At 54.5% G+C, this 23,708-nt stretch carries 20 protein-coding genes; 9 read left to right on the top strand and 11 right to left on the bottom strand.

Annotation, left to right across the window (positions count from 1 at the left end; translation table 11 throughout):
* Positions 1 to 39 precede the first annotated feature (39 nt).
* From TW80_RS04590 to TW80_RS04605, 4 genes are all read right to left on the bottom strand, one after another.
* The gene (locus TW80_RS04590; RefSeq protein WP_045996128.1) at positions 40 to 1,221 is read right to left on the bottom strand and encodes an ammonium transporter; all 1,182 of its coding nucleotides are present in this window, start codon (positions 1,219 to 1,221) and stop codon (positions 40 to 42) included.
* A gap of 160 nt (positions 1,222 to 1,381) precedes the next feature.
* Entirely contained in the window at positions 1,382 to 1,852 is a 471-nt protein-coding gene (locus TW80_RS04595; protein ID WP_045996129.1) for a CinA family protein, read from the bottom strand.
* Positions 1,843 to 2,331 carry a phosphatidylglycerophosphatase A family protein gene (locus TW80_RS04600; protein ID WP_045996130.1) on the bottom strand — a complete coding sequence of 163 codons (489 nt, stop codon included), beginning with the start codon at positions 2,329 to 2,331 and terminating at the stop codon, positions 1,843 to 1,845. Before TW80_RS04600 ends, TW80_RS04595 begins: the two co-directional genes overlap by 10 nt.
* The gene (locus TW80_RS04605) at positions 2,328 to 3,458 is read right to left on the bottom strand and encodes a bifunctional 2-C-methyl-D-erythritol 4-phosphate cytidylyltransferase/2-C-methyl-D-erythritol 2,4-cyclodiphosphate synthase (protein ID WP_045996131.1); all 1,131 of its coding nucleotides are present in this window, start codon (positions 3,456 to 3,458) and stop codon (positions 2,328 to 2,330) included. The genes TW80_RS04600 and TW80_RS04605 overlap by 4 nt, the downstream gene beginning before the upstream one ends.
* Positions 3,459 to 3,640: 182 nt before the next feature.
* Between TW80_RS04605 and dusB the strand changes: the two genes are divergently transcribed.
* The 9 genes from dusB to hflX all read left to right on the top strand — a co-directional run bounded on the left by dusB (position 3,641) and on the right by hflX (position 15,374).
* On the top strand, positions 3,641 to 4,642 hold the full coding sequence (dusB, locus tag TW80_RS04610; protein ID WP_045996132.1) for a tRNA dihydrouridine synthase DusB: 1,002 nt from the start codon (positions 3,641 to 3,643) through the stop codon (positions 4,640 to 4,642).
* Positions 4,639 to 5,715: a two-component system sensor histidine kinase NtrB gene (locus TW80_RS04615; protein ID WP_045996133.1), complete on the top strand. Its 1,077-nt coding sequence runs from the start codon at positions 4,639 to 4,641 to the stop codon at positions 5,713 to 5,715. Before dusB ends, TW80_RS04615 begins: the two co-directional genes overlap by 4 nt.
* Positions 5,715 to 7,088, top strand: coding sequence for a sigma-54-dependent Fis family transcriptional regulator (locus TW80_RS04620; protein WP_045996134.1), 1,374 nt, complete (start codon positions 5,715 to 5,717; stop codon positions 7,086 to 7,088). The genes TW80_RS04615 and TW80_RS04620 overlap by 1 nt, the downstream gene beginning before the upstream one ends.
* A gap of 133 nt (positions 7,089 to 7,221) precedes the next feature.
* The gene (locus tag TW80_RS04625; protein WP_045997017.1) at positions 7,222 to 9,441 is read left to right on the top strand and encodes a sensor histidine kinase NtrY-like; all 2,220 of its coding nucleotides are present in this window, start codon (positions 7,222 to 7,224) and stop codon (positions 9,439 to 9,441) included.
* 8 nt (positions 9,442 to 9,449) lie between these two features.
* Positions 9,450 to 10,853: a nitrogen assimilation response regulator NtrX gene (ntrX, locus tag TW80_RS04630; protein WP_045997018.1), complete on the top strand. Its 1,404-nt coding sequence runs from the start codon at positions 9,450 to 9,452 to the stop codon at positions 10,851 to 10,853.
* Positions 10,853 to 12,229: a Trk system potassium transporter TrkA gene (trkA, locus tag TW80_RS04635; RefSeq protein WP_045996135.1), complete on the top strand. Its 1,377-nt coding sequence runs from the start codon at positions 10,853 to 10,855 to the stop codon at positions 12,227 to 12,229. The genes ntrX and trkA overlap by 1 nt, the downstream gene beginning before the upstream one ends.
* Positions 12,229 to 13,749: a TrkH family potassium uptake protein gene (locus TW80_RS04640; RefSeq protein ID WP_045996136.1), complete on the top strand. Its 1,521-nt coding sequence runs from the start codon at positions 12,229 to 12,231 to the stop codon at positions 13,747 to 13,749. The genes trkA and TW80_RS04640 overlap by 1 nt, the downstream gene beginning before the upstream one ends.
* Positions 13,750 to 13,863: 114 nt before the next feature.
* Entirely contained in the window at positions 13,864 to 14,097 is a 234-nt protein-coding gene (hfq, locus tag TW80_RS04645) for an RNA chaperone Hfq (RefSeq protein ID WP_045996137.1), read from the top strand.
* Between the two features lie 2 nt (positions 14,098 to 14,099).
* A complete protein-coding gene (gene hflX, locus TW80_RS04650) occupies positions 14,100 to 15,374 on the top strand; it encodes a GTPase HflX (RefSeq protein WP_045996138.1) in 1,275 nt (424 codons plus the stop codon).
* Here the strand turns inward: hflX and TW80_RS04655 are convergent.
* The 7 genes from TW80_RS04655 to TW80_RS04685 all read right to left on the bottom strand — a co-directional run bounded on the left by TW80_RS04655 (position 15,371) and on the right by TW80_RS04685 (position 23,580).
* Positions 15,371 to 17,833, bottom strand: a complete 2,463-nt coding sequence (locus TW80_RS04655; RefSeq protein WP_045996139.1) for a penicillin acylase family protein — start codon at positions 17,831 to 17,833, stop codon at positions 15,371 to 15,373. The genes hflX and TW80_RS04655 overlap by 4 nt on opposite strands.
* A gap of 57 nt (positions 17,834 to 17,890) precedes the next feature.
* A complete protein-coding gene (locus TW80_RS04660) occupies positions 17,891 to 19,237 on the bottom strand; it encodes a branched-chain amino acid ABC transporter permease (RefSeq protein WP_045996140.1) in 1,347 nt (448 codons plus the stop codon).
* Complete coding sequence (locus TW80_RS04665; protein ID WP_045996141.1) at positions 19,234 to 20,244, bottom strand: branched-chain amino acid ABC transporter permease; 1,011 nt, start codon at positions 20,242 to 20,244, stop codon at positions 19,234 to 19,236. The genes TW80_RS04660 and TW80_RS04665 overlap by 4 nt, the downstream gene beginning before the upstream one ends.
* A 406-nt stretch (positions 20,245 to 20,650) precedes the next feature.
* Positions 20,651 to 21,364, bottom strand: coding sequence for an ABC transporter ATP-binding protein (locus tag TW80_RS04675; RefSeq protein ID WP_045996143.1), 714 nt, complete (start codon positions 21,362 to 21,364; stop codon positions 20,651 to 20,653).
* Positions 21,361 to 21,519: a hypothetical protein gene (locus TW80_RS18265; protein WP_204218468.1), complete on the bottom strand. Its 159-nt coding sequence runs from the start codon at positions 21,517 to 21,519 to the stop codon at positions 21,361 to 21,363. The genes TW80_RS04675 and TW80_RS18265 overlap by 4 nt, the downstream gene beginning before the upstream one ends.
* Positions 21,516 to 22,298 carry an ABC transporter ATP-binding protein gene (locus TW80_RS04680; protein ID WP_045996144.1) on the bottom strand — a complete coding sequence of 261 codons (783 nt, stop codon included), beginning with the start codon at positions 22,296 to 22,298 and terminating at the stop codon, positions 21,516 to 21,518. The genes TW80_RS18265 and TW80_RS04680 overlap by 4 nt, the downstream gene beginning before the upstream one ends.
* Before the next feature lie 85 nt (positions 22,299 to 22,383).
* Positions 22,384 to 23,580 (bottom strand): ABC transporter substrate-binding protein, encoded by a 1,197-nt coding sequence (locus TW80_RS04685; protein WP_045996145.1) that lies wholly within the window; start codon positions 23,578 to 23,580, stop codon positions 22,384 to 22,386.
* Between the last annotated feature and the right edge of the window lie 128 nt (positions 23,581 to 23,708).

The following is a 23,708-nucleotide window of genomic DNA, read 5'->3' on the forward strand; positions in this document are numbered from 1 at the left end:
GGGATCGGGCGCCGCACCTGTGATGCAGCGCCCAGCTATTTACGAATTGAAGTGGTAGGCACGTTCACCATGCACGGTGATGTCGAGCCCTTGCTCTTCGCTTTCTTGATCAACGCGCAATGGCGTGATGGCCTTGCAGATGTAGATCAGGGCGATCGTGACGACAGTGGTAAAGATACCGACGATGGCAAGTGAACCCAGTTGTGCAGCCCATGATCCGGCGCCAAAGACTGCGATCATGATCGTACCAAAAATACCGCCAACACCGTGAACCGCAAAGACATCAAGTGTATCGTCGATCTTGAGCTTGTTGCGGATCAGGTTGACGGCCTCTTGGCAAAGCACACCAGCAACGGCACCGATGATCAATGCGGCAACAGGACCGACAAAGCCAGACGCAGGCGTGATCGACGCGAGGCCAGCAATTGTCCCCGTGACGATACCCACCAATGACGCGCGGCCAAATTTGATTCTTTCCCACAGTGCCCATGTCAAAGAGGCAGTCGCAGCAGAGATATGGGTCACTGTCAGCGCCATCGCAGCGCCCCCATCAGCAGCCAGCTGTGAACCGCCATTAAAGCCAAACCAGCCGACCCACAGCATTGCCGCACCGATCATGACCATGCCGGGGTTGTGTGGTGGTTTTGATGTCTCACGACGTGAGCCCAAGAAAACAGCAAGGATCAGTGCGGCCAGGCCCGCAGTTTCGTGAACGACGATGCCGCCAGCAAAATCCCGAACGCCAGTATCACCAAAGATGCCACCATCGGACAAGAAGCCACCGCCCCAGATCCAATGCGTGACAGGTGCATAGCAAAGCAGCATCCACAGCGCTGAGAAAAGCAGCACAAAGCCAAAGCCGATGCGTTCAACATAAGCACCCACAATCAGCGCAGGCGTAATGATGGCAAATGTCATTTGGAAGGCAAAAAACAGAACTTCGGGAAGTGTCCCGCTGAGCGTTTCAGCGTCAATGCCGGACAAGAACATCTTGTCCAATCCGCCCCAGAAAGCATTGCCAGAACCGCCAAATGCGATTGAATATCCTGCCGCAAACCAAAGAATACTCATCAAGCATGCGATCGCGTAGCAGTGCATAAAGACGCTCAATACGTTACGCGCACGCACGAGCCCCCCGTAAAACAATGCCAGTCCCGGTAATGTCATGAATAGTACAAGCGCCGTGGCCACGATGATCCACGCGGTATCCGCTCCGTTCATTTTGTCCCCTCCGTTTAGGTTTTCCCGTTGGAGCGGCGTTAATGCGGATTCGCGATGATGATAAAAGTAGCGATGCGCATAAATTAGAGCCTATGTTTTAATCAGTGTGCGGAGTGATCGCAAAATGAGCGACGATTGGGTTTATTGATTAAAAAATAAGCTACACTGAATCGGTGGCGCTGAGTAGTAGGTCGAGCGCGTACTCACGTGCTTTGAGCCTGACTTGTTCACGGCCTAGCGCTCCAAACTCTACCGTTTGGGTCGTGACATTGTTGGCCGTCGCCACCCCAAAGCACACCCGACCTTCAGGTTTGAATTCGGACCCACCCGGTCCTGCTATTCCAGTGATCGATACACTGAGTGTCGCGCGCGAGTGCTGGATGGCACCGCGCGCCATTTGTGCTGCGACCTCTTCTGAAACTGCGCCATAGGCGTCGAGTGTTGCTTGTTCCACGCCCAGCATTTCGGCCTTGGCGGCGTTGGAATAGGTGACGAAACCACGGTCAAACATGGCAGAGCTGCCCGGTGTGTCGGTGATCGCTGCAGCGACCAGACCACCCGTGCAGCTCTCTGCGGTCGTGATAACGACCTCTTTGGCGCGTGCGATTTCGACGAGTTGTTTCACATCAATAACCCATGTGAAAGTCCGGCCAAAGCCACGACAACGACGGCCGCAAATATCCCGGCGATAACATCGTCTAGCATGACACCTGTTGGGTCGTTGCGCCTATCTGCCCAGCCAATCGGGCCCCATTTGGTGATGTCAAACAGGCGAAACAGGATAAACGCCGCAATCCAGCCGGGCCAAAGTGCGGTGATATTCGCGGACATCATGTAGGCGCCGTAGGCCACAGGCAACAGAGCGATCCACTGGCCGCAGACTTCGTCGATGACGATCTCGGACGGGTCATGGTTCTCTTTGCCAGCGGTTTCGACCCTAGTTGCCCATACGCCAGCGAAATACGAAATCACGCAGCCTGCTAGCAGCCCCCAGGGGCCAAGGAGCGTGTAAATCAGCCATGCGGCGGGCAGCGCGGCGAGCGAACCCCATGTGCCGGGGGCAGGGCGCAAGTGCCCTACGTAAAAGAATGTCGCGATAAGATGTGTCATGATTTCACCAAAGTAGCAGTTGCAAGCGCGGCAATCCCTTCGCCGCGTCCCGTAAACCCAAGCCGCTCGGATGTCGTTGCCTTAACGCTGATCCGATCAGTGGGCAGATTCATAATCCGCGAAAGCGCTGCTTTCATGGCCTCTTGGTGGGGGCCGACCTTGGGGAATTCGCAAACCAGGGTGCAATCGACGTTGCTAATCTTGTAGCCGCTCTGCGTCGCCAGGTTTGCAGCGTGCGTTAGAAAGATGTGGCTCTCCGCGCCTTTCCACTGCGGGTCAGATGGCGGGAAGTGCTGGCCAATGTCGCCTTGGCCCAGCGCACCATAGATGGCGTCAGTGATCGCATGCATGCCAACATCCGCGTCAGAGTGCCCTTGGAGTGCTCGGTCAAACGGCAATTTAACCCCGCAGAGCCACACATGATCGCCGGGTCCAAAGCGGTGCACGTCGTAGCCATTACCGCATCTGATATCCATTTTGCCTCGTTGTAGTTGTTCGGCGCGGGCGAAATCGCCGGGCGTCGTGATTTTGATATTGTTCTCGTCGCCAGCCACAATGGCAACTTCGATTCCGGCCGCCTGTGCGACCGACACATCATCTGTGGCCTGAATTGTGCTGTTCTGGTGGGCTTTTAGCAATGGTTCTCGCGCAAAGCCCTGCGGTGTTTGAGCGCGGTAGATGTCTGTGCGGTCCTGAACACCTTCGACAGTATCATTTTGACCGCGCCACAACGTGTCAGTGACCGCGACTGCGGGTGCTGCACCATCGTGATCAATTAGGGCAGTCAACACACGGTCGATGACCTCTGATGTAATCAATGGGCGCGCCGCATCATGTATCAGCACGTGCGTTGCATCTTTGACGGCGTTGAGGCCGGCGAGAACAGAGTCTTGTCGTGTGTCACCGCCGGCGACAATCATTGCTTTGGGGGTATCAGCCCATAGATCGGAGTCGATATCGTCCGGGTGTAGAACCAAAATGAGCGCGTCAATTTTAGGATGACGCGCAAAGGGTTCCATCGCATGCGCCGCAATCGTTTTGCCGCAAAGCAGTTGCCATTGCTTTGGGCGCTCTCCGCCTGCGCGGGTGCCACGCCCTGCGGCGACGAATATTGCGGCTGTTTTCATATCGCTATGTCCTTTGGCGCAAGGTTTACGGTGCGGGAAGCCTAAGTGCAATTCGACAGTTTCTGCAGCGTTTTGCTTAATAATTAATCATATGCCATTTTATTTCGTGATATGCAGGCGTGGTTCGTTGTGAAAACAGGCATTTCGCCTTAGTTGATGCACAACGCACACCCATTAAGCGAATGACTGTTCCTTTGGCAAAAAACGAATCTATCACGCTCAACGACGTGGCCTTGCAGCCGCCCGTTGCCCTTGCGCCGTTGGCGGGCATCACGGATCTACCCTTTCGACAGCTGGTCGCGTCATTTGGTGCGGGCTGGGTTGTCAGTGAAATGGTTGCGAGCCAAGAGATGGTCCAGGCCAAGCCCGGCGTACGCGAGCGGGCAGAGCTTGGATATGATCAAGAGGGCACAGCCGTCCAGATCGCTGGGCGCGACGCCTACTGGATGGCCGAGGCTGCGCGCATGATCCAAGACAACGGTGCCGCCATCATTGACATCAATATGGGCTGCCCAGCGAAGAAGGTGACGAATGGCTATTCCGGCTCTGCGCTATTGCGGACGCCAGATCACGCCTTGTCTCTGATCGAGGCAGTCGTAAACGCAGTCGATATCCCTGTAACGCTGAAAACGCGTCTTGGTTGGGATGATCAAAGCATGAACGCAGCAGACGTGGCGAAGAGGGCTGAAGATGCAGGGATCCAACTGGTTACGATCCATGGTCGGACACGATGCCAGTTCTACAAAGGCTCGGCGGATTGGGCAGCTATTCGGAACATCAAGGATGCGGTGACAATTCCCGTGATCGCGAATGGCGATATTGTTGATGCAGCGACCGCCCAGCGGGCACTTGACCAGTCTGGTGCTGATGGCGTGATGATCGGGCGTGGCGCGCAGGGGCGTCCATGGATATTGGCGCAGGTCGCAACGGCGCTACATGGCGCCGAGGCTGTGCAAATTCCGGCCGAAAAAGACCTCATTGAAATGGTGAGCCAGCACTACGAAGCAATGCTGTCGTTTTACGGTGCCGAACTCGGGCGCAAAGTTTCACGTAAACATTTGGGTTGGTACATGGACGACGCCCAAACGTCGCCGAGCCTTCGTAAATCAATCTTAACCCATGCTAATCCGCGTGACGTGTTGCGCGATCTTCCTGACGCATTGAGCCAAAAGGTGCCCGCATGATCTTGGATACTGCGCTTTGGTCTTCGCTGCCTGTTCCTGCTTTGATGCTGGATGCAGACGATTTGATCATTTCAAGCAACCCAGCCGCTGAGAGCTTCCTTAACATGTCGACCAAAGCACTGACGGGTCAGCGCATGTGGGACAAGGTGATGATTGACGCACCACTCGAAGAGCCGTTTGACCGTGCGCGAAAAAACCGATCTTCGCTCTTTGTGAATGACGTCAATGTCGGTAGCGGTGAACGTGCGCCGTTGATCTGTAACGTCCAATTTGCGCCCCTGCAGGGCAGTGATGAGGTGATGATCGTCATGATTAGCCCGCGCGAAATTGCCGGGCGGGTCAATCAACATCACTCCTCGGAAAAGGCCGCTAAATCTGCGATTGGGATGGCAGAAATGCTTGCCCATGAGATCAAGAACCCGTTGGCAGGGATTACAGGGGCGGCACAATTGCTGTCGATGGGACTAAGCACTGAAGATCAGGAAATGACCGATCTTATTGTCGAAGAAAGCCGACGGATCGTAAAGCTGCTTGAACAGGTTGAGCAGTTTGGCAATCTGCGTCCACCGCTTTTGAAGCCGGTCAATATCCACGATATCCTCGACCGTGCACGCCAGTCCGCATCGGTTGGATTTGGCGCGCATATGCTCTTTATCGAAGACTACGATCCTTCGCTGCCACAAACGATGGCGGATGGTGATCAATTGCTTCAGGTCTTCTTGAATCTGATCAAGAATGCATCAGAAGCGAGCCGGGACGGCGGCGCGATCAGGCTGCATACATTCTACGATACCTCGCTGCGCGTGCGCCGTTCAGATGGCACACAGGCGCGCCTTCCGCTTCAGATTGAGATCATAGATAACGGTCCCGGCCTTCCGGCAGAGATCGCTGACGATATTTTTGAACCATTTGTGTCGGGCAAGGAAAATGGAACCGGATTGGGTTTGGCGCTGGTGTCCAAACTCATCAGCGATGTTGGGGGCTGGATCACTGTCGACAGCGTTCCCGGCCGCACCGTGTTTCGGATTTCATTACCGCTGGCACCCAAAGAGACTGAACTAGGAGAAAGCTAATGGACGGCACCATTCTTGTCGCAGATGATGACCGGACAATCCGGACGGTACTGACGCAGGCCCTGACACGGGCAGGGTGCAAAGTACACGCGACCTCTTCGCTTGTGACGTTGATGCGCTGGGTCGACGAAGGCAAGGGCGACCTTGTTATTTCCGACGTTGTCATGCCAGACGGAAACGGGCTCGATCAATTGCCGAAAATTGCCGCATCGCGGCCGGGTCTGCCTGTGATCGTCATATCGGCGCAAAATACAATCATGACAGCCATCCAAGCGGCCGAGGCGGATGCATATGACTATCTGCCCAAACCCTTTGATTTGCCTGATCTGATGAAACGGGCGGCACGTGCGCTTGAGGTTAAGCGCCGCGCGCCCAACACCCGGACAGCGGATGTCTCAACCACCGAGCAGGCCGGTGATTTGCCATTGGTTGGGCGCACCCCCGTCATGCAAGCGCTCTATCGGCTGGTTGCTCGCGTCATGAATACACAGCTGCCCGTTTTGATCACGGGCGAAAGCGGGACAGGGAAGTCGCTGATTGCCCGCGCGGTGCATGATTTCTCGGATCGGCGTAGCCTGCCGTTTGTTGTGGTTTCCGCTGCGGACCTAGAGGGTATGGACGGTCCTTCGACCGTGCTGAGCCGTGCTAAGGGCGGTTCTATTCTCTTTGACGAGGTAAGTGATCTATCTGACGATGCGCAGGGGCGTATCGTAAGGATGTTGGATGCCTTGGGCGATAATGCGCCGCGTATCATGGCAACATCGCAATCCGATCTGATGGCCCGCATGGAAGAAGGCAAATTCCGCGAGGACCTGTTTTACCGTCTAGGTGGCGTTACCGTTGATGTGCCATCCTTGCGCGAACGGGTTGATGATATTCCGTTGCTTGCCGAACATTTCCTTGCGCGGTCAGAACGTGATGGGGCGCCAGTCCGTCGGTTTGGTGAATCGGCCCTAGAATTGATCCGGGCCTATAGCTGGCCGGGGAATGTGCGTCAGTTGGAAAATGCCGTGCGCCGTTTGGTATTTACCGCAGCCGAAGAAGAAATCAGCCGTGCAGAAGTTGAGATGGTCTTGGGCAACCAACCCGCCATTGAGCCGCTGCGGTCTGGTGGAGAAGGAGAGAAGCTCTCTGCGAGTGTTGGCAAGCACCTGCGCCGCTATTTTGATCTGCACGGAGGCGTGTTGCCACCGCCGGGTTTGTACAACCGTATCCTCAAAGAGGTCGAAGGCCCACTGATTGAGATTGCGCTTGATGCGACAGGTGGAAATCAGGCGAAATGCGCCGATCTTCTTGGGATCAATCGCAATACTTTGCGCAAGAAGATCACTGACCTCGATATCCGCGTGACACGCCGCCGCAAATTGATGTAAAACCGCAACAGGACCGTGGCGCAACTACGTCATATGGCATGGGCGCGCCCACGGGACCGGCGGTAATGTGGGAAAACCCACCTAAATAAAAAGAGACTGAGGCGTGCGGCGTACCTTTGGGGCCTCATATTTGATGCGTTTTGGTCGCTGGCAACGTCAGCGGCACGTACAGAGCTTTGTGACGGCGGTGCTTGTCATCGCGGGCCCGGTTCTTGCTGCGGTGACGTATTGGGCAGTTAGTCCCTTGGGCGAGGAGTCTTATTCTCCTCCGCTGCGCGTAATATTGCTGATTGATTTGGTCTACGTCTTGATCGTGATGGCCGTGGTCACACGACAGGTTGCGCGTATTGTGGCGGCACGCCGGGCGAAATCTGCGGGATCGCGTCTTCATCTGCGGTTGACCGGTGTATTTGCGCTGTCTGCCTTGGTGCCCACCGTTTTGGTGGCTGTGTTTTCCGTCTTGCTCATCTCGGTGGCATTGGACGGACTGTTTTCCGAACCCGTTGGCAATGTCTTGCGGACATCACTGACGACGGCGCAAGCCTATGAACAGGAACATAGACAAGAACTGTCACGCGATGCGCGCGGGTTGGCGGGTTACCTGAACCGTGAACGACAAGCGAACCTCTTTATGGATGACGGCGAGGTGCGGCTCGCTTTGGTCGAGGTCCAACCGCAAATTGATCGGTCCTTATCTGAGGCGTTTGTGATTGATGGCGGCGGTGAAATTGCGGCGCGTGGTTCGAAGTCCTATGATTTTGACTACGAACGCCCGAGCGCGGCTGATTTTGCTAAAGCGGATGCGAATGGCCTCGCGATTATCGAAGACGTCGACAACAACGAATTTCGTGCGCTTATTCCGCTAACCGCATTTGTGAATAGGTACCTCTACGTTACGCGAAATGTGGATGGTAACGTATTGTCATTGCTTACAGATACGACGCAAACAGTTGAGCAATACCAACAGCTCGCCACGGAACGCGGAAAGATGCTGTTCCAGTTTGGTCTGCTTTATCTTGGATTTGCGGCCATTCTGATTTTGGCAGCGATCTGGGCGGCTCTTTGGTTCGCAGAGGGGCTTTCGCGGCCAATTGGTCGCCTGGTTTCAGCGTCGCAACGCGTGGGCGGTGGCGACCTTGATGTGCGCGTGATCGAAGACGATGGCGACGATGAAATCTCGCAGTTAGGCCACTATTTCAACCAAATGACGGGCCAGCTTAAGGGACAGCGCGATGAGCTGCTGGAGACCAACCGTCTAACGGAACAACGGCGGCGGCTGTTTGATTCAGTGCTAAGCTCGGTCACTTCGGGCGTGGTCGGGCTTGATGCAGATGGTCGGGTCAATCTGGTGAACCCTTCAGCGCAGCGGTTGCTGTCCGTGACATCGGACAGTGGGCCGACAGCATTGCCCGTTGCGATCCCTGAATTTGGCGATCTCTTTGAGCAAATGATCGCGGCCGGTGCAGATAACGTTCAAGATCAAGTCAACCTGGTCCGTAAAGGTCAGCAAGAAAGCCTGCTGGTGCGTATGTCCCCGCGTCGAAATGCCGATGGCGCGCTCGAGGGCTATGTTGTGGCATTTGATGACGTGACCGACCTCGTGAGCGCTCAGCGTATGGCGGCATGGGGCGATGTGGCACGCCGGATCGCGCACGAAATCAAAAACCCACTCACGCCGATCCAGCTATCGGCTGAACGGATCAAGCGTAAATTCGCAAGGCTCTTGGGCGAAGAGGCGGAAAATCTGGAGCAGATGACAGACGTCATCGTCCGGCAGACAAATGACCTGCGCCGTATTGTCGATGATTTTTCAAAATTTGCGCGTATGCCCGAACCTGAAATGGCGGTGGTCGATCTGACAAAACTCGTGGCAGATGTGGTGGCACTCCAAACGGCGGGGCAACCTGATGTCTTGGTCTCTGCAACATTGCCCGATGTTTCAGTACTGGCGGATATCGATGGAACGATGATCAGCCAAGCATTGATGAACTTGGTCAAAAATGCTGCAGAAGCAACTGAAACATATAAAGAAAAGCACAATGCAGCAGGATATCAGGCGCAAGTTCGAGTGACGATGGAGCAGGCCGATGGCCACGCGCAAATCACCGTTTCTGACAATGGGATTGGCCTGCCAGAGGACCGGGCGCGGCTGTTTGAACCCTATGTGACGACACGTGACAAGGGGACTGGGCTTGGCCTGCCGATTGTCAAAAAGATCATCGAAGAACATAACGGTTCGCTTACACTTGCGGATGCCGAAATCTTTGAGGGGCAGGACCACGCGGGGGCCTGCGCGATCATACAACTACCATTGATGGCTGCTGATACGCAGACAATAAAAATACCAGCATGAGGACGATGATGGGCGATATTTTAATTACCGATGACGAGCGCGATATTCGCGAACTTATTTCCGATATTCTCAAGGATGAGGGCTATACAACGCGGCTGGCGGGAACATCCGATGAATGTATGGCACAAATAACAAAGTCACCTCCGGCGTTGATGATCCTCGATATTTGGCTCAAGGATAGCAACATGGACGGGATCGACATTCTCAAGACCGTGAAGCGAGACTATCCTGACGTGCCCGTTGTGATTATTTCGGGGCATGGGAACATTGAAATTGCGGTCGCCGCGATTAAACAAGGTGCTTACGACTTTATCGAAAAGCCGTTTAATATCGACCAGTTGCTGGTTGTTATTCGTCGCGCAATGGAAACGTCACGACTGCGCCGCGAGAACGTCGCGCTAAAACGTGGTGATGTGGCCAGCGCGGAAATGCTCGGGGATAGTGCTGCGTTTCGCGCCCTGAAGGCACAGTTGGATAAGGTGACGAAATCCAATGGTCGCGTGATGCTGACAGGGCCGGCAGGTGTCGGGAAAGAGATCGCAGCGCGCTATATTCATGCGAACTCGAACCGTTCCAGCGCACCATTCGTGACCGTGAATTCAGCCTCAATCGAGCCAGAACGCATGGAAGAGGTCCTGTTTGGACGCGAAGATAGCGGACGCGGTATCGAGCCTGGACTGCTCGAAGAGGCCAATGGCGGCGTGATCTATTTTGATGAGATTGCCGATATGCCTTTGGGCACGCAGTCGAAAATATTGCGCGTCTTGGTGGATCAACGTTTCCAACGTGTCGGGGGCGCCGAAAAGGTGCAGGTTGATCTGCGTGTCGTGTCGAGCACCAATCGCGATCTGCCGGCCGCGATTGCAGCGGGCACATTCCGCGAAGAGCTGTATCACCGTCTGAACGTTGTGCCGATTGCTGTTCCGTCGTTGGAAGAGCGGCGCGAAGATATTCCTCTTTTGGCCGAGCATTTTATCGAAGTATTCAACAAGGCGCAGGGGATGCCGTTGCGCAAATTGGCCGACGATGCACGTGCATTGCTTCAGACCATGCTGTGGCCGGGTAACGTGCGTCAGCTTAAGAATGTGATCGAACGTGTTCTTATCCTTGGTGAAAATACAGGTGATATTGCGGCTCGCGAGCTGCCCTCTGCCGAAGAAGGTGGCGGTAGCGATGAAGGGCGCATTGTTCTTGCCGGTGGTTTGGCAACCTTGCCATTGCGCGAAGCACGTGAGCTTTTTGAACGCGAATACCTCTTGACCCAGATTAACCGATTTGGTGGTAACATAAGTCGGACTGCGACTTTTGTCGGGATGGAGCGATCAGCGCTTCACCGTAAACTCAAATCGCTTGGTGTGGTGACAACAAACAAGGCAGGCGGACGTGTCGCCTATGTCGAGGACGAAGCGTAATGAAAGTCATTATCTGTGGCGCGGGGCAAGTCGGTTGGCAAATCGCGCGCCATTTGTCGGGTGAACGCAACGATGTAACAGTCGTTGATAATAACCCGGAGCTGGTGCGACGTGCGACAGATACGCTCGATGTGCAGGGCATTGCAGGCCACGCAAGTTACCCCGATGTATTGGATCGTGCCGGTGCCCGTGACGCGGATATGATTATCGCGGCGACCCATTCGGACGAGGTCAATATGGTGACCTGTCAGGTTGCGCATTCGGTGTTTGCGGTGCAACGCAAGATCGCGCGACTGCGCGCGCAGAACTATCTCGATGCGATTTATTCAGATCTGTACCGGCGTGATCACCTGCCAATTGACGTTGTGATTTCACCCGAGAAAGAAGTCGCAGAGGCCGCGCTTCAACGTCTTGCCGCGCCTGCCGCCTTTGATACAGAGAGCTTTCTTGAGGGGCGTGCACAGCTTTTGGGGATCACGATTGATGATGATTGTCCCGTCATCAACACCCCTTTGCGGCAGTTGACGGATCTATTTTCGACGCTTCGCGCAATTGTTGTCGGGATCAGGCGCGATGGCGCATTGTTTGTGCCGTCCGCCGGAGATCAGATATTTGCCGGCGACGAATGCTATATTTTTTGCGATACGCAAGATATGCCACGTACGCTCGAGATTTTTGGAAAAACGCAGTCGAAACAAGAACGTATCGTGATCATTGGCGGCGGAAATGTGGGTCTTGGGGTGGCGCAAGCGCTTGAGGCACGAACGGAACGGGTGCGTGTGAAGGTGATTGAAAAAGACCGAACCATCGCCGAGGACGCAGCGGATGCGCTTGACCGGACGATTGTTCTCCATGGGGACGGGTTGAATAGCGCTCTTTTGGAAGAGGCGAATATCTCGACTGCTGACGCCGTTCTGGCTGTGACTGATGATGATAAGACAAATATCCTTGTCTCGGTCCGCGCCAAAGAGATGGGCTGCCCGATGTCTATCTGTTTGATCAATGACCCAACCTTGGTGCCACTGATGGGGCCGCTTGATATTGATGCTTATATTAACCCGCGCGCGACAACGGTTAGTTCAATCTTGCGCCATATTCGGCACGGGCGCGTACGTGGCGTCTATTCGATTGGTGATGCTGAAGGCGAAGTTATCGAAGCGCAAGTTTTGGGGACATCGCCAATTGCCGGGCAACGCATTCGCGATATCGCATTCCCCGAAGGCACAATCATCGGCGGGATAATGAAGGACGAAAAATTCACCAAACCCGTTGGGGATACCCGCGTCGAAGAAGGGGATGTGATTGCGATCTTTGCAATGAGTCATGACGTCCCAGAGGTCGAACGACTCTTGCAGGTTTCGATTGATTTCTTCTGATGGGCTGGATCGTTAAGCTTCCATTTTTTGTGGTGCTCATGGGCATCGGCGCGTTGGCGATGTTGGTGCCCGCAGTGCATGGCGTGATTTTGGAAGACTTCACCACCATGCGCGTGTTCTTTTACGGTTTCTTGCTATTTTCCATGCTGACATTGGTCGTCGGATTGGCGACGGCGGGCTATGCACCAACCAATGTCGCGCGTAGCCAACTGATAGGCTTGCTGTCGGCGTTTACACTGCTGCCGCTGATGTTTGCGGTCCCGTTTTACGAGGCCATTGGCAACACGACCTACATCAACGCATGGTTCGAAATGGTGTCAAGCTTCACCACGACCGGGGCGACCGTTTACGATACATCTGGTCGTTTGACTCCATCATTGCACCTGTGGCGTGCGCTTGTGGGATGGCTTGGTGGTTTGTTGGTTTGGGTCACGGCGGTGTCTATCTTTGCTCCAATGAACCTTGGTGGATTTGAGGTGCGTGCAACCTCAAACATCGGCAAAGGGGCAGGGTCCGCGCTTACCCAGATTTCACGGATTGCCGATCCTTCAGAACGTTTGGTCCGGTACACGCTGACGCTGACACCAATTTATGTCGGGCTAACATTTGTGTTGTGGATCGGGTTGGTCGTCGCGGGTGAATTTCCCTACGTGGCGCTCTGCCATGCAATGTCGACGCTATCAACGTCAGGAATTTCGCCAATTGATGGGCTGTACTACGCGGTCTCTGGATTCTGGGGCGAATTGCTGATCCTTGGCTTTCTTATTTTTGCCTTGTCACGTTTGACGTTTAGCCGCGGCATGATGGGAGAAGCGAACAAAGGTCTCTGGCACGATCCCGAGTTTCGCACTGCGATGGTCTTGATCGGATTGGTCACAGCGGCCCTGTTTTTTCGTCACTTTATTGGGGCAGCCGACCAGCAGAGCATGGTAACCATTCAACAAATTTTTGCTGCACTTTGGGGCAGCCTGTTTACCGTGACCTCGTTTTTGACCACCACCGGGTTCGAATCGCATTTTTGGGACGGTGCCGCTTCTTGGTCAGGGTTGAACACGCCGGGTCTGTTTCTGACGGGTATGGCCCTGATCGGCGGTGGGGTTGCGACGACAGCAGGCGGCGTAAAACTTTTGCGGATCTATGCCCTGTTTCGTCACGGTGAACGAGAACAAGAACGGCTCTTGCATCCATCGTCCATCGGCGGAGGCGGCAAAGAGGCGCGCCGCATCCGTAAACAAGGTGCGTATATTTCGTGGATATTCTTCATGCTCTTTGCGCTTAGCATTGCTGCAGTCATGACGCTGATGTCCTTGACCGGCGTGCAATTTGAAACTTCGATGGTGCTCAGTGTTTCGGCATTGTCGACCACTGGCCCACTGGCCGCGGTCGCAGCCGAAGTACCGATTGCCTATTCCGGTATACCAGATAGTGCCAAGGTCATTCTTGCGGCTGCAATGGTATTGGGGCGCTTGGAAACGCTCGCAATCATCGCGCTATTTAACCCTGAAATTTGGCGCGGTTAACATAGGTTGCAGTGTTTTCCTTTTGGGGCTGGAAACTCTGTGTGGGTCGCGACATACTGCGGCTAACAGCGAGGGGCCGATGCGCGGCCGTAATAACAAAAAAAGGGTGTCACAATGGCCGCCGACAAAGCAAATTTGCAAGATGCATTTCTAAACCACGTTCGCAAGACCAAGGTTCCAGTGACGATCTTCTTGGTGAACGGGGTGAAATTGCAAGGCGTGATCACTTGGTTTGATAGTTTCTGCGTATTGCTGCGTCGCGATGGACAAGCCCAGCTTGTTTACAAGAGTGCGATTTCAACAATCATGCCAGCGCAACCTATCAGCCTCTATGAAGGCGAAGAGTAAGATTGCAAACACATGATCGGCCCGTGACGCGGGCGTGGGTGCTTCACCCTGATCTCAAGACAGATCACCAGCGCCGTGCCGCAGGGTCAGCGCTGGAAGAAGCCGTTTCTTTGGCTGCTGCGCTTCCTGATCTGGAAGTCGTCGGTAGCAATACCGTGCGTCTGCCCAAAATTCATCCCGGTAAGCTGTTTGGAACCGGTAAGATCGAGGAACTGAAGGCCGTATTCAAGGAAAATGACGTTGCCTTGGTACTGATTGATGGCCCCGTGACGCCGGTTCAGCAACGCAACCTTGAAAAAGAATGGGGTGTGAAGCTGCTGGATCGAACGGGTTTGATCCTTGAGATTTTCAGCGACCGCGCACGCACTTCTGAGGGAGTTCTGCAGGTTGAGATGGCAGCATTGTCCTATCAACGGACACGTCTGGTGCGAGCCTGGACCCACCTTGAGCGACAGCGTGGTGGCCTCGGGTTTGTGGGCGGTCCTGGGGAAACCCAGATCGAGGCAGACCGCCGCGCGATTGACGAACAGCTGGGGCGACTGCGCCGCCAGTTGGCAAAGGTGGTGAAAACCCGCGAGCTACACCGCGCGTCGCGTGCCAAGGTCCCGTTTCCGATTGTGGCACTGGTTGGCTATACTAACGCGGGTAAATCGACGCTTTTCAACCGGCTGACTGGGGCAGAAGTCTTTGCCAAAGATATGCTTTTTGCGACCCTCGATCCTACGATGCGCAAAATCGTTCTGCCGACCGGTGATGAGGTCATTCTTTCGGATACGGTTGGTTTTATCAGTGACTTGCCGACTGAACTGGTTGCTGCATTCCGCGCGACCTTGGAAGAAGTCCTTGATGCAGATTTGATCGTTCATGTGCGCGATATCAGCCACGAACAGACCGAAGAGCAAGCGCAAGATGTAATGGCAATCCTACAAAGCCTTGGTGTTGCCGAAGAGGCGCCTTTGATCGAGGTTTGGAATAAGATCGACCAACTTTCTGACGAAGATCACGATGCGATGATCACGCAGGCTGGTCGTACCGACGATCTATTTGCAGTTTCTGCTGTCACTGGCGAAGGGATGGAGCCACTGCTTGCCGCCATTCCGAACAAGCTAAAAGATCCACGGTCCGAGGCGCAGGTCACCTTGTCCTTTGCCGAAGGGCGCAGGCGGGCATGGTTGTTCGACGCAGGTATCGTCACGCAAGAGGTCCAAACCGATACGGGCTACACGATCAGCGTTTTCTGGACGGAACTGCAAAAGGAACGGTTCTCTCGCCTCTAAGGGGCGGGCGTAAGGACCGTTACCCCCACAGCCGCCGCCCGTGCAAGCGCTGGATCAAGCGACATCGGAATATATTCGCCACGCCGCCACAGTTCACCCAAGTTATCGTAATAGCGCGATAGCGGGTGGCCTGATTGACCTGTTGCAGTGACAAACACCGAACTATCTGGGTCTGCAAAGTCATAGACCCCCCGATAACCCGCCGCATGGACGTTTTGAAATGGCGCTGGCCCTGCGCCCGATGTCTTGCCGCGTTGAAGGGTATTGTCTCCGCCGCTTGTCGATTGCCGGATATTAACAATCCAGTTCAGGATTGGAGTTTGTCCCAAAACCGGGTGGTCGTGGGTCGCAACATGGGCGTCGCCCCAGCGTACGGCCTCGATTGCAGTGCTTTGTGTTTCGGTGATCCAGAGTAGGGCATCATCTAAGGCTTGTCGCGCGATATCAGTACAGGTCTCAACAGGTGCAGATTGAATGACATCACACCAGATGCCCGCGCCATCAATGTCACGGAATACGCGTTCAATAAAGACCGGATCAACATGCGTGAATTCCGCAGCGAGCGGTCCCAACTCATCGCGGATCAATCGCTGTTGTACGGCGCGCACCCACGCCGCGTAGATCAACGGCTCTGGCAGATGCTCGTTCATCTCACCATTCCACGCGGACAAGAGGTCTAGTGCAACCTGTCTGCGGCGTTCTGGCGTGCCTTCGGGGGCGGCGTCACCTGTGTACCAAAGGTCAGCACCCATCAGTGCCGATAGCGTACGCGCGGTAAAGCTCACCGTATCAAGTTGCGCCTCGATAAAGCTGTCGCGGGTGTGCACCTCGCGGGCTTGCATCAATCGCCGCCAACGGTGAATCCGCTGTGTATCGCCCCAGAGATAGGACACATGGTGTGGAAACGGGCGATCAACTGTCTTGTTATTCGTATTGCCCAGAATGCCGCCTTGCGGATTTATAAAGATTGGGTTGTCGCTATAGGCGAAACGCCCTTGCCAGCGGTTTTGAGGCAGATATCCAAAGGACGGGAAACGCCCTTGGCTTTCATGTTGCGCACTACGCGCTGGGATCGCTCCGATGGTTTTCATTGCAATTCGATTGCGATCGGCAAGGGTGAGGTTCAGCGCGGGCGCGATGAAATCTTCACCAGCGCGGATGGCCTCGTTTACGGTGCGGGACTTCATGATGCGCAGCGCCGACGAGATTGATGTGTCGCGATCTGATAGCGCGCTCCAAGAAATGGCGGTTACATGGTCGGGTGGCGTGATCGTACCCAGATCAAAGTGGTTGCCGGGCATGACCGGACCATTCGCCGTCCAGCGCAGCTTGAGCGTTACAGCAGGTGCATCTTTGATGTTAATAATGCTGTCGCGGGTCCGAAACGGAACCCAGCCATCAGGGCCCCGATATTGGTCGCGGTTATCGGGGTTCACTTCTTCGATCATAATATCGAGATCATCGACATAACCGGCAGTAATACCCCAACCCAAGCTATCGCTGCGACCGGTCAGCACCAATGGCAATCCGGGGATGGTGGCGCCAATAACGCCGCCAGTTTCAAGTTCGAGCCGCGCAAGATACCACAGGGTTGGCGCGGTCAGACCAAGATGCGGATCATTCGCCAAGAGGGTCGATCCCGTGGCAGACCGTGACGCGTTTGCAGCCCAGGCGTTGGACGCACCGGCAAGTTCTGCAGGCTTAAACGGAGAAAGCGAATTTTCCGCAATCCGCATGTTGGGCGTATATTCTGGAACACCGGGCACCAGCTCCGCATATTGCGGCAAGGCTGCAATCCCCGTCGTCGGATCATCGGGCAAAATATCGCGGAGCCGATCATTGTCGAGCAGCAGGGACGTGCGTGCGCGTAACACCTCATTTGCGAGGTGGGGCGATAGCTGAAGCGCGAGATACTTTAAAATGGCGATGGAATCAGCCGGATCCCAAGGTGCGATCGGATGGCTAAAGAGCCACATTTCAGGTGCACCACGTCCGCGGGCACCAGCGTTAACCTCGTTCATCCATGCGTTCACACCCGCAGCATAAGCGTTGAGTGCAGCCGTCGTCTGTTCATCTTGCACTTTGGCTGAAGCAACTGACAGGTTGTAAATGTCATAGCGGCGCATTTCTTCGTCCAATGCGACCGTATCTTCACCGAACAGTTCCGACAGCCGCCCCTGAACCGTGCGGCGCAACATTGTCATTTGCCACAGGCGGTCTTGGGCGTGGGCATAACCTAGGGCGAAAAAGACATCCGCGTCATTGTCCCCAAATATATGGGGGACATTGGCGTTGTCGCGCACGATCTCGACCGTCGCGCTGATCCCGGCGACATCGCTTTGTGCGTTGTAGTCGGGCAGGGACCGTGACGCAAAATAGTAGGCCAGTGAAATGGTCGCAACGGTGAGTACGATCAAAGCCGTTGCGAGCCTGATAAGCCAACGAAAGGTAAACGCCATGAGGACCTCTGGGTTTCTTATTGGCCCCGTTTTATCAATGCTATCGAGAAGAACAAGTTAGCGTTCAGGGATCAATCCACGTGGGCTGAAACGCAGCACAATCAGCAGGACCAGCCCCATGGTGAGCAGTCGCATATAGGCCGCAGATTCGATCATCCGATCCTTCAGCGCGCTACCATCCTCGAGCCCGCTGGACAGCAGGTTCATCAAGCCAAGTCCCAAGGGTTCAACTTGGACCCAGAGCCACCAGATCAGAATGCCCCCAAGGACAGCACCAAAGTTATTTCCAGATCCACCTACGATCACCATGACCCAAACAAGAAAGGTAAACCGTAGCGGTTGATAGGTGCCCGGTGTCAACTGCCCATCCAATGTTGTCATCATTGCCCCGGCAATCCCGCAGATGGCGGACCCCAGCACGAAAATCTGTAGGTGTCGCGCGGTAACGTTTTTGCCCATCGCAGCCGCCGCTGTTTCGTTGTCTCGGATGGCGCGCATCATTCGACCCCAAGGGCTCTTCAAAGCGGTTTGCGAAAGCCACAGGATCACCAAAAGCACAATCGCAAAGAGCACGGTATAGCAAAGCTTTGTGTAAATCGTTGAGGCCGCAACCGGATCAAGACCAAAGCTCGCCGCGCGCGCGATAAACCCCGGATCGTTTTGCAGCGTTACCTCATACGGTACGGGACGCGGTAAGCCATTGACGTTTTTTACACCACGGGCAAGCCAGTCTTCGTTCTTGAGAACGGCGATGATAATCTCGGCAATGCCCAAGGTCGCAATCGCGAGGTAGTCAGAACGCAGTCCCAGTGCAGTCTTGCCAATGATCCACGCTGCACCAGCAGCTAAAACGCCACCCATGGGCCAAGCAAGCAGTATGAAATAGTCAGGCAGGGGCAGCCCATCGGCTGTTTGATGTGGCCCAAAGATGTTTAATCCGCCCAAATATCCCGTAGAGGCCGGGTTCACAGATTCGACTGCGTTCACGCCGCCATCAAATACTGCGCGGTAGATGACAAAACCGAGGATTAAGATCGCGATTGTGCCAAAGGTCTGGACCCGCCCAGCAGTGCGTTTGCGGAACATGACGACGGCGATAACGGTCGCCACACCCAACGCAAGACCTGCAAGGATCGAGATACCGCCAGCCGACCATGCTTCGCCAACTGGGGGCATCCCAATCAACACCGCCGCTAGTCCACCCAGTGCTACGAAACCCATCACACCGATGTTAAACAACCCGGCAAAGCCCCACTGCAAATTGACGCCAAGCGCCATTATTGCCGACACCAACCCCATGTTGAGAATAAAGAGAGCCGAGTTCCATCCTTGGACCATGCCAGTTCCGACCAAAAGCAGGCCGACAAATGCAAACAAGAACGTGTTTTTCAGTGCAGGGTTCATACGGATTGCCCCTTGAACAGGCCAGTTGGTTTAAACAGCAGTACGACGATCAAGATCGCAAAACTGACGGCAAATTTGTAATCAGTCGACATCAACTGCACGAGCCCATCAGGTTCGAGGCTTTCGGGCATCAGATAGACCAGCACTTTTTTCCAAGCGTATGTAATGGTGACTTCGCTGAATGCGATGACAAAACCACCCGCAATGGCACCTAATGGATTGCCGAGCCCACCAACGATCGCTGCGGCGAAGATTGGTAAGAGCAATTGGAAATAGGTGAAGGCTTTGAAAGATTTGTCCAAGCCATAAAGAACACCGGCAGTCGTCGCCAGTGCGGCTACGATCATCCAGGTCACTTTGACCACCCAATCAGGGTTGATACCTGACAGCAGCGCAAGATCCTCGTTATCCGAGAAAGCCCGCATTGATTTGCCCGTACGGGTTTTGTTGAGAAACCAGAAAAGCAATGCGACCGCGATGCAGGCAACAACAAGCGTGATGGCTTGCGTTGTTTTGATCGCCAACCCTTCGCGCAGGCCTGTCATTTCCTTAAATTCGCGTGCGGTGATCAAGAAACGCTCACCATCCGCAAAGCGAATATCGCGCACCCCAATGACGAAACGCACAATGCCGTTCATCACAAACATCACGCCCATGGATACGATGACGAGGATCACTGGCTTGGCCTTTTGGTCGCGGTAGAATTTGTAAACCAGCCAATCGGTGAACAGCACTAAAAGGATCGTTGCACCAATACCGAATGGCAAGGCGAGAAGGGCGGTTGGCAGTGGGCCAAAGGTAATCCCAAGCGCAAGTAGCGCATTGGTCCCAATAATGGTGATTGCCGTGCCAAAGGCCATAGTGTCGCCATGGGCGAAATTGGAAAACCGCAAGATGCCATAGATCAGCGTGACACCAAGCGCGCCGATGGCGAGTTGCGCTCCATAGGCTAGGCCCGGTACGATGACAAAGTTAGCGAGGGCCACAAGGGCGTTTAAAAAGTCCATCACTCAGTTTCCTCGCAATGTCCCAAATAGTTTATAGAGATCGGGCCATCCATATGGGCCGTAAAACGCGCCCCTTCGGATGAAACCGTTAGAAGGTAGGCAGTGGTTTCATCTGACAGATGAAAGCTCTCCATATTAGTCTGAGCGCCTGAGCATTGAGATGTGTTTGCACTTTCTTGGCCATAGAGCTCGCCGAATTCAGTCTGGACAACGATATCTCGTAGACCAGGCGCACGCGGGCAAGAAGTCACTACATAGTCAAACTCGAAAGAGGTCTCTTGGCATGGTTCGTTTTCAAAGCACTCGACCGTAAACTTGCATTGGGTTTCTGCAAATGATGGCGCAGCCAGAGATGCGACAAAGAATGCCAAGGCACTGCGAGCACGGTATTTTTGGACTGTTTGGTTCATCCGCCCAAGAAACTCCGCCGTACGTCTTCGTCCGCCAGTAGTTCTTTGCCCGTGCCAGTGTGTGCATTTCGTCCCTGAACAAGAACATAGGCTTTGTCGGCAATTTCAAGTGCTTGGCGTGCGTTTTGTTCCACCATGAGGATTGGAATACCTGTGCGGGATACCTCAATGATCCGGTCGAAAAGCTCGTCCATCACGATGGGTGACACGCCTGCAGTGGGTTCGTCCAGCATCAGCACTTTGGGTTGGGTCATGAGTGCGCGACCGACGGCAACTTGCTGACGTTGACCGCCCGACAATTCGCCCGCGGCTTGGTTGCGCTTTTCTTTGAGGATCGGGAACAGGTCGTAGACCTGCGTCATCGTGTCCTTGAAATCGTCGCGACGGATAAAGGCACCCATTTCTAGGTTTTCTTCGACCGTCATCGACGTGAAAATATTATGGGTTTGGGGTACGAACCCCATCCCTTGAACCACGCGTTCCTGAGGCGACAATTTTGTGATATCCACACCATCGAGCCGGACGGCCCCAGTGCGTACGTTTAACATGCCAAAAAGGGCCTTCATCGCGGTCGATTTGCCAGCCCCATTGGGGCCGACAATCACAGCGATTTCGCCTTTTTCTGCGGTAATCGTGCAACCATGTAGGATATCTGGCCCTTTGCCATAACCACCGGTCATGGCGTCGCCGATCAGAAACGGTTCGCTCACTTGTTGATGTACTCCGACAAGAAGGGCAGATACGTCGTGAGCGTGTCGCGCATCAGCGCCTGCTCGGTTGGATCTGCGTGATAGAGGTAGATGTAGTAGAATGTTCCAGCCGCGCCCAATACCGCGCCGAACAAAACAGTCAGTAGAAATTTCATGTCATAACCTTGTCTTTGTTTTTTAAGCCAGTGCCGAGATAAGCCTCGATCACTTGGTTGTTGGCTTTGATTTCGGCCAACGTCCCTTCGGCCAAAACCTGGCCCTCGGCCATACAAATAACAGGATCACAAAGGCGGCCGATAAAATCCATGTCGTGTTCAATCACGACAAACGTATAGTTGCGTTCTTTGTTGAGGCGAATAATTGCATCGCCAATGGTGTTCAAAAGTGTGCGGTTTACGCCTGCGCCCACTTCATCGAGGAAAACGATCTTGGCATCGACCATCATTGTCCGGCCAAGCTCTAATAGCTTCTTCTGCCCCCCAGAGATGTTCCCTGCCTTTTCATCTTTGAGGTGGTCAATCGTCAGGAATTCAAGAACTTCATCTGCTTTGGCAAGCAGTGCGCGTTCTTCGTTGGCGATCCGCTTGCGGCCAAACCATGCATTCCACAGTGTTTCACCTGACTGTGCGCCGGGCACCATCATCAGATTTTCACGCACAGTCATCGAAGAAAACTCATGCGCAATTTGGAAGGTCCGCAGCAAGCCCTTGTGAAAGAGTTCATGCGGGGCGAGGCCCGTGATGTCTTCGCCCATCATCGTCACACGACCAGAGGTCGGTGTGAGAACCCCGGCGATCACATTGAAAAGCGTCGTTTTTCCCGCGCCGTTGGGGCCAATCAGACCGGTGATTGATCCTTGTTCGATACGCAATGATGCGCCGTTCACAGCATGAAAACCACCAAAGGTTTTCACCAGGTTCTCAACAACGATCATATCTTCCCCTCGCACGCCTGTTTGGCATGTCTATTTGTGTAAAACGGCGCAGTTTCCTGCGCCGTTTTTTGCATAAGCTCGCTGATTAGCGGTACTTCACGGTGGAATAAACCCCGTCGGCGAACTCAATTTCTTGGAAGTTGCCTGCGGATTCACCCGCTCCGATGAGTTCCACAGCAGAAGCACCCACGTAATCAATGTCTTCGCCTGCGGCGAGCAGCTCTAGACCTTTGGCCAATTCACCTGGGAAAATCTCTACGCCTGGTGCGTTTGCCACGTCGAAAACGTGGTCCTTGAGGTCAGCAGAGGCCGAAGAACCTGCCGCTTGCATCGCCAGCATGATCAGTGCCGCTGCGTCATACGATTCGGCAGCGAATGTGCTTGTGCCGTCGAAACCTGCTGCCTCGGCCATTTCAAAGAATGTCGCCGCACCCGTGCTATCAGTGCCGGGGTAGCTGCCGATAGAGCCGTTCAGTTCATCGCCAAAGTTTTCGTTGAGCGCAGCGCCAACCATCCCGTCAGGGAAGAAGAACGTATCAAAGGCGCCGGAATCCAACGAGGAACGCACAATGCCAGAACCGCCTTGGTCAACGTAACCTGCAACGACCAGTACTTCGCCGCCAGCGGATGCCAATGCGCCAACTTCGGCAGAGTAGTCTGCTTTGCCATCTTCATGCGCTGCAGAAATTGTGACTGAACCACCCGCTGCTTCGAATGCTGACTGGAACGCATCGGCCAAACCTTTGCCGTAGTCGTTATTGGTATATGTCAGCGCAACCTCGGTGACGCCACGATCACCCAAGATCTCGGTCATGATCTGACCCTGACGCGCATCAGATGGTGCGGTACGGAAGAACAGACCGTCATCTTCGGCAGTCGACAGGCCAGGTGATGTCGCGGAAGGTGAAATCATCACAACACCGTTCGCACGTGCAACGTTTTGCAAGATCGCGCCGGTAACGCCTGAACAATCGGCGCCCATGATGGCGTTGACGTTGTCAGATGTCACAAGGCGTTCGGCAGATGTTGTCGCCGCGCTGCTGTCGATGCAGGTACTATCGCCACGAACTGGCGTCACAGTGGAGCCATCAAGCAGTGCACCGGATTCCGAAACTTCGGACATCGCAAGCTCAGCGCCAGAGCCCATCGCTGGTGTGATTGATTCGAGCGGGCCGGTGAAGCCAAGGATTACACCGATTTTAATGTCTTCAGCGTTTGCTGCGGTTACAGCAGCACCTGAAATCATTGTCATGGCAGAGGTCGCCAGTAGTAGCTTTTTCATTTTAGACTCCCAGTTGGATCTTTTATCCTGTGCGGCAGCTTATCAGCGTGTTTCCAAAAGGAAAGTCGGAACCGCACGTCATATATTAGGGTTGAATTGTGCGATGCAGGTTCGCGAAATAAGCTGTT

It is taken from the genome of Loktanella sp. S4079 (assembly GCF_000967725.1).
GTDB lineage: Bacteria > Pseudomonadota > Alphaproteobacteria > Rhodobacterales > Rhodobacteraceae > Yoonia.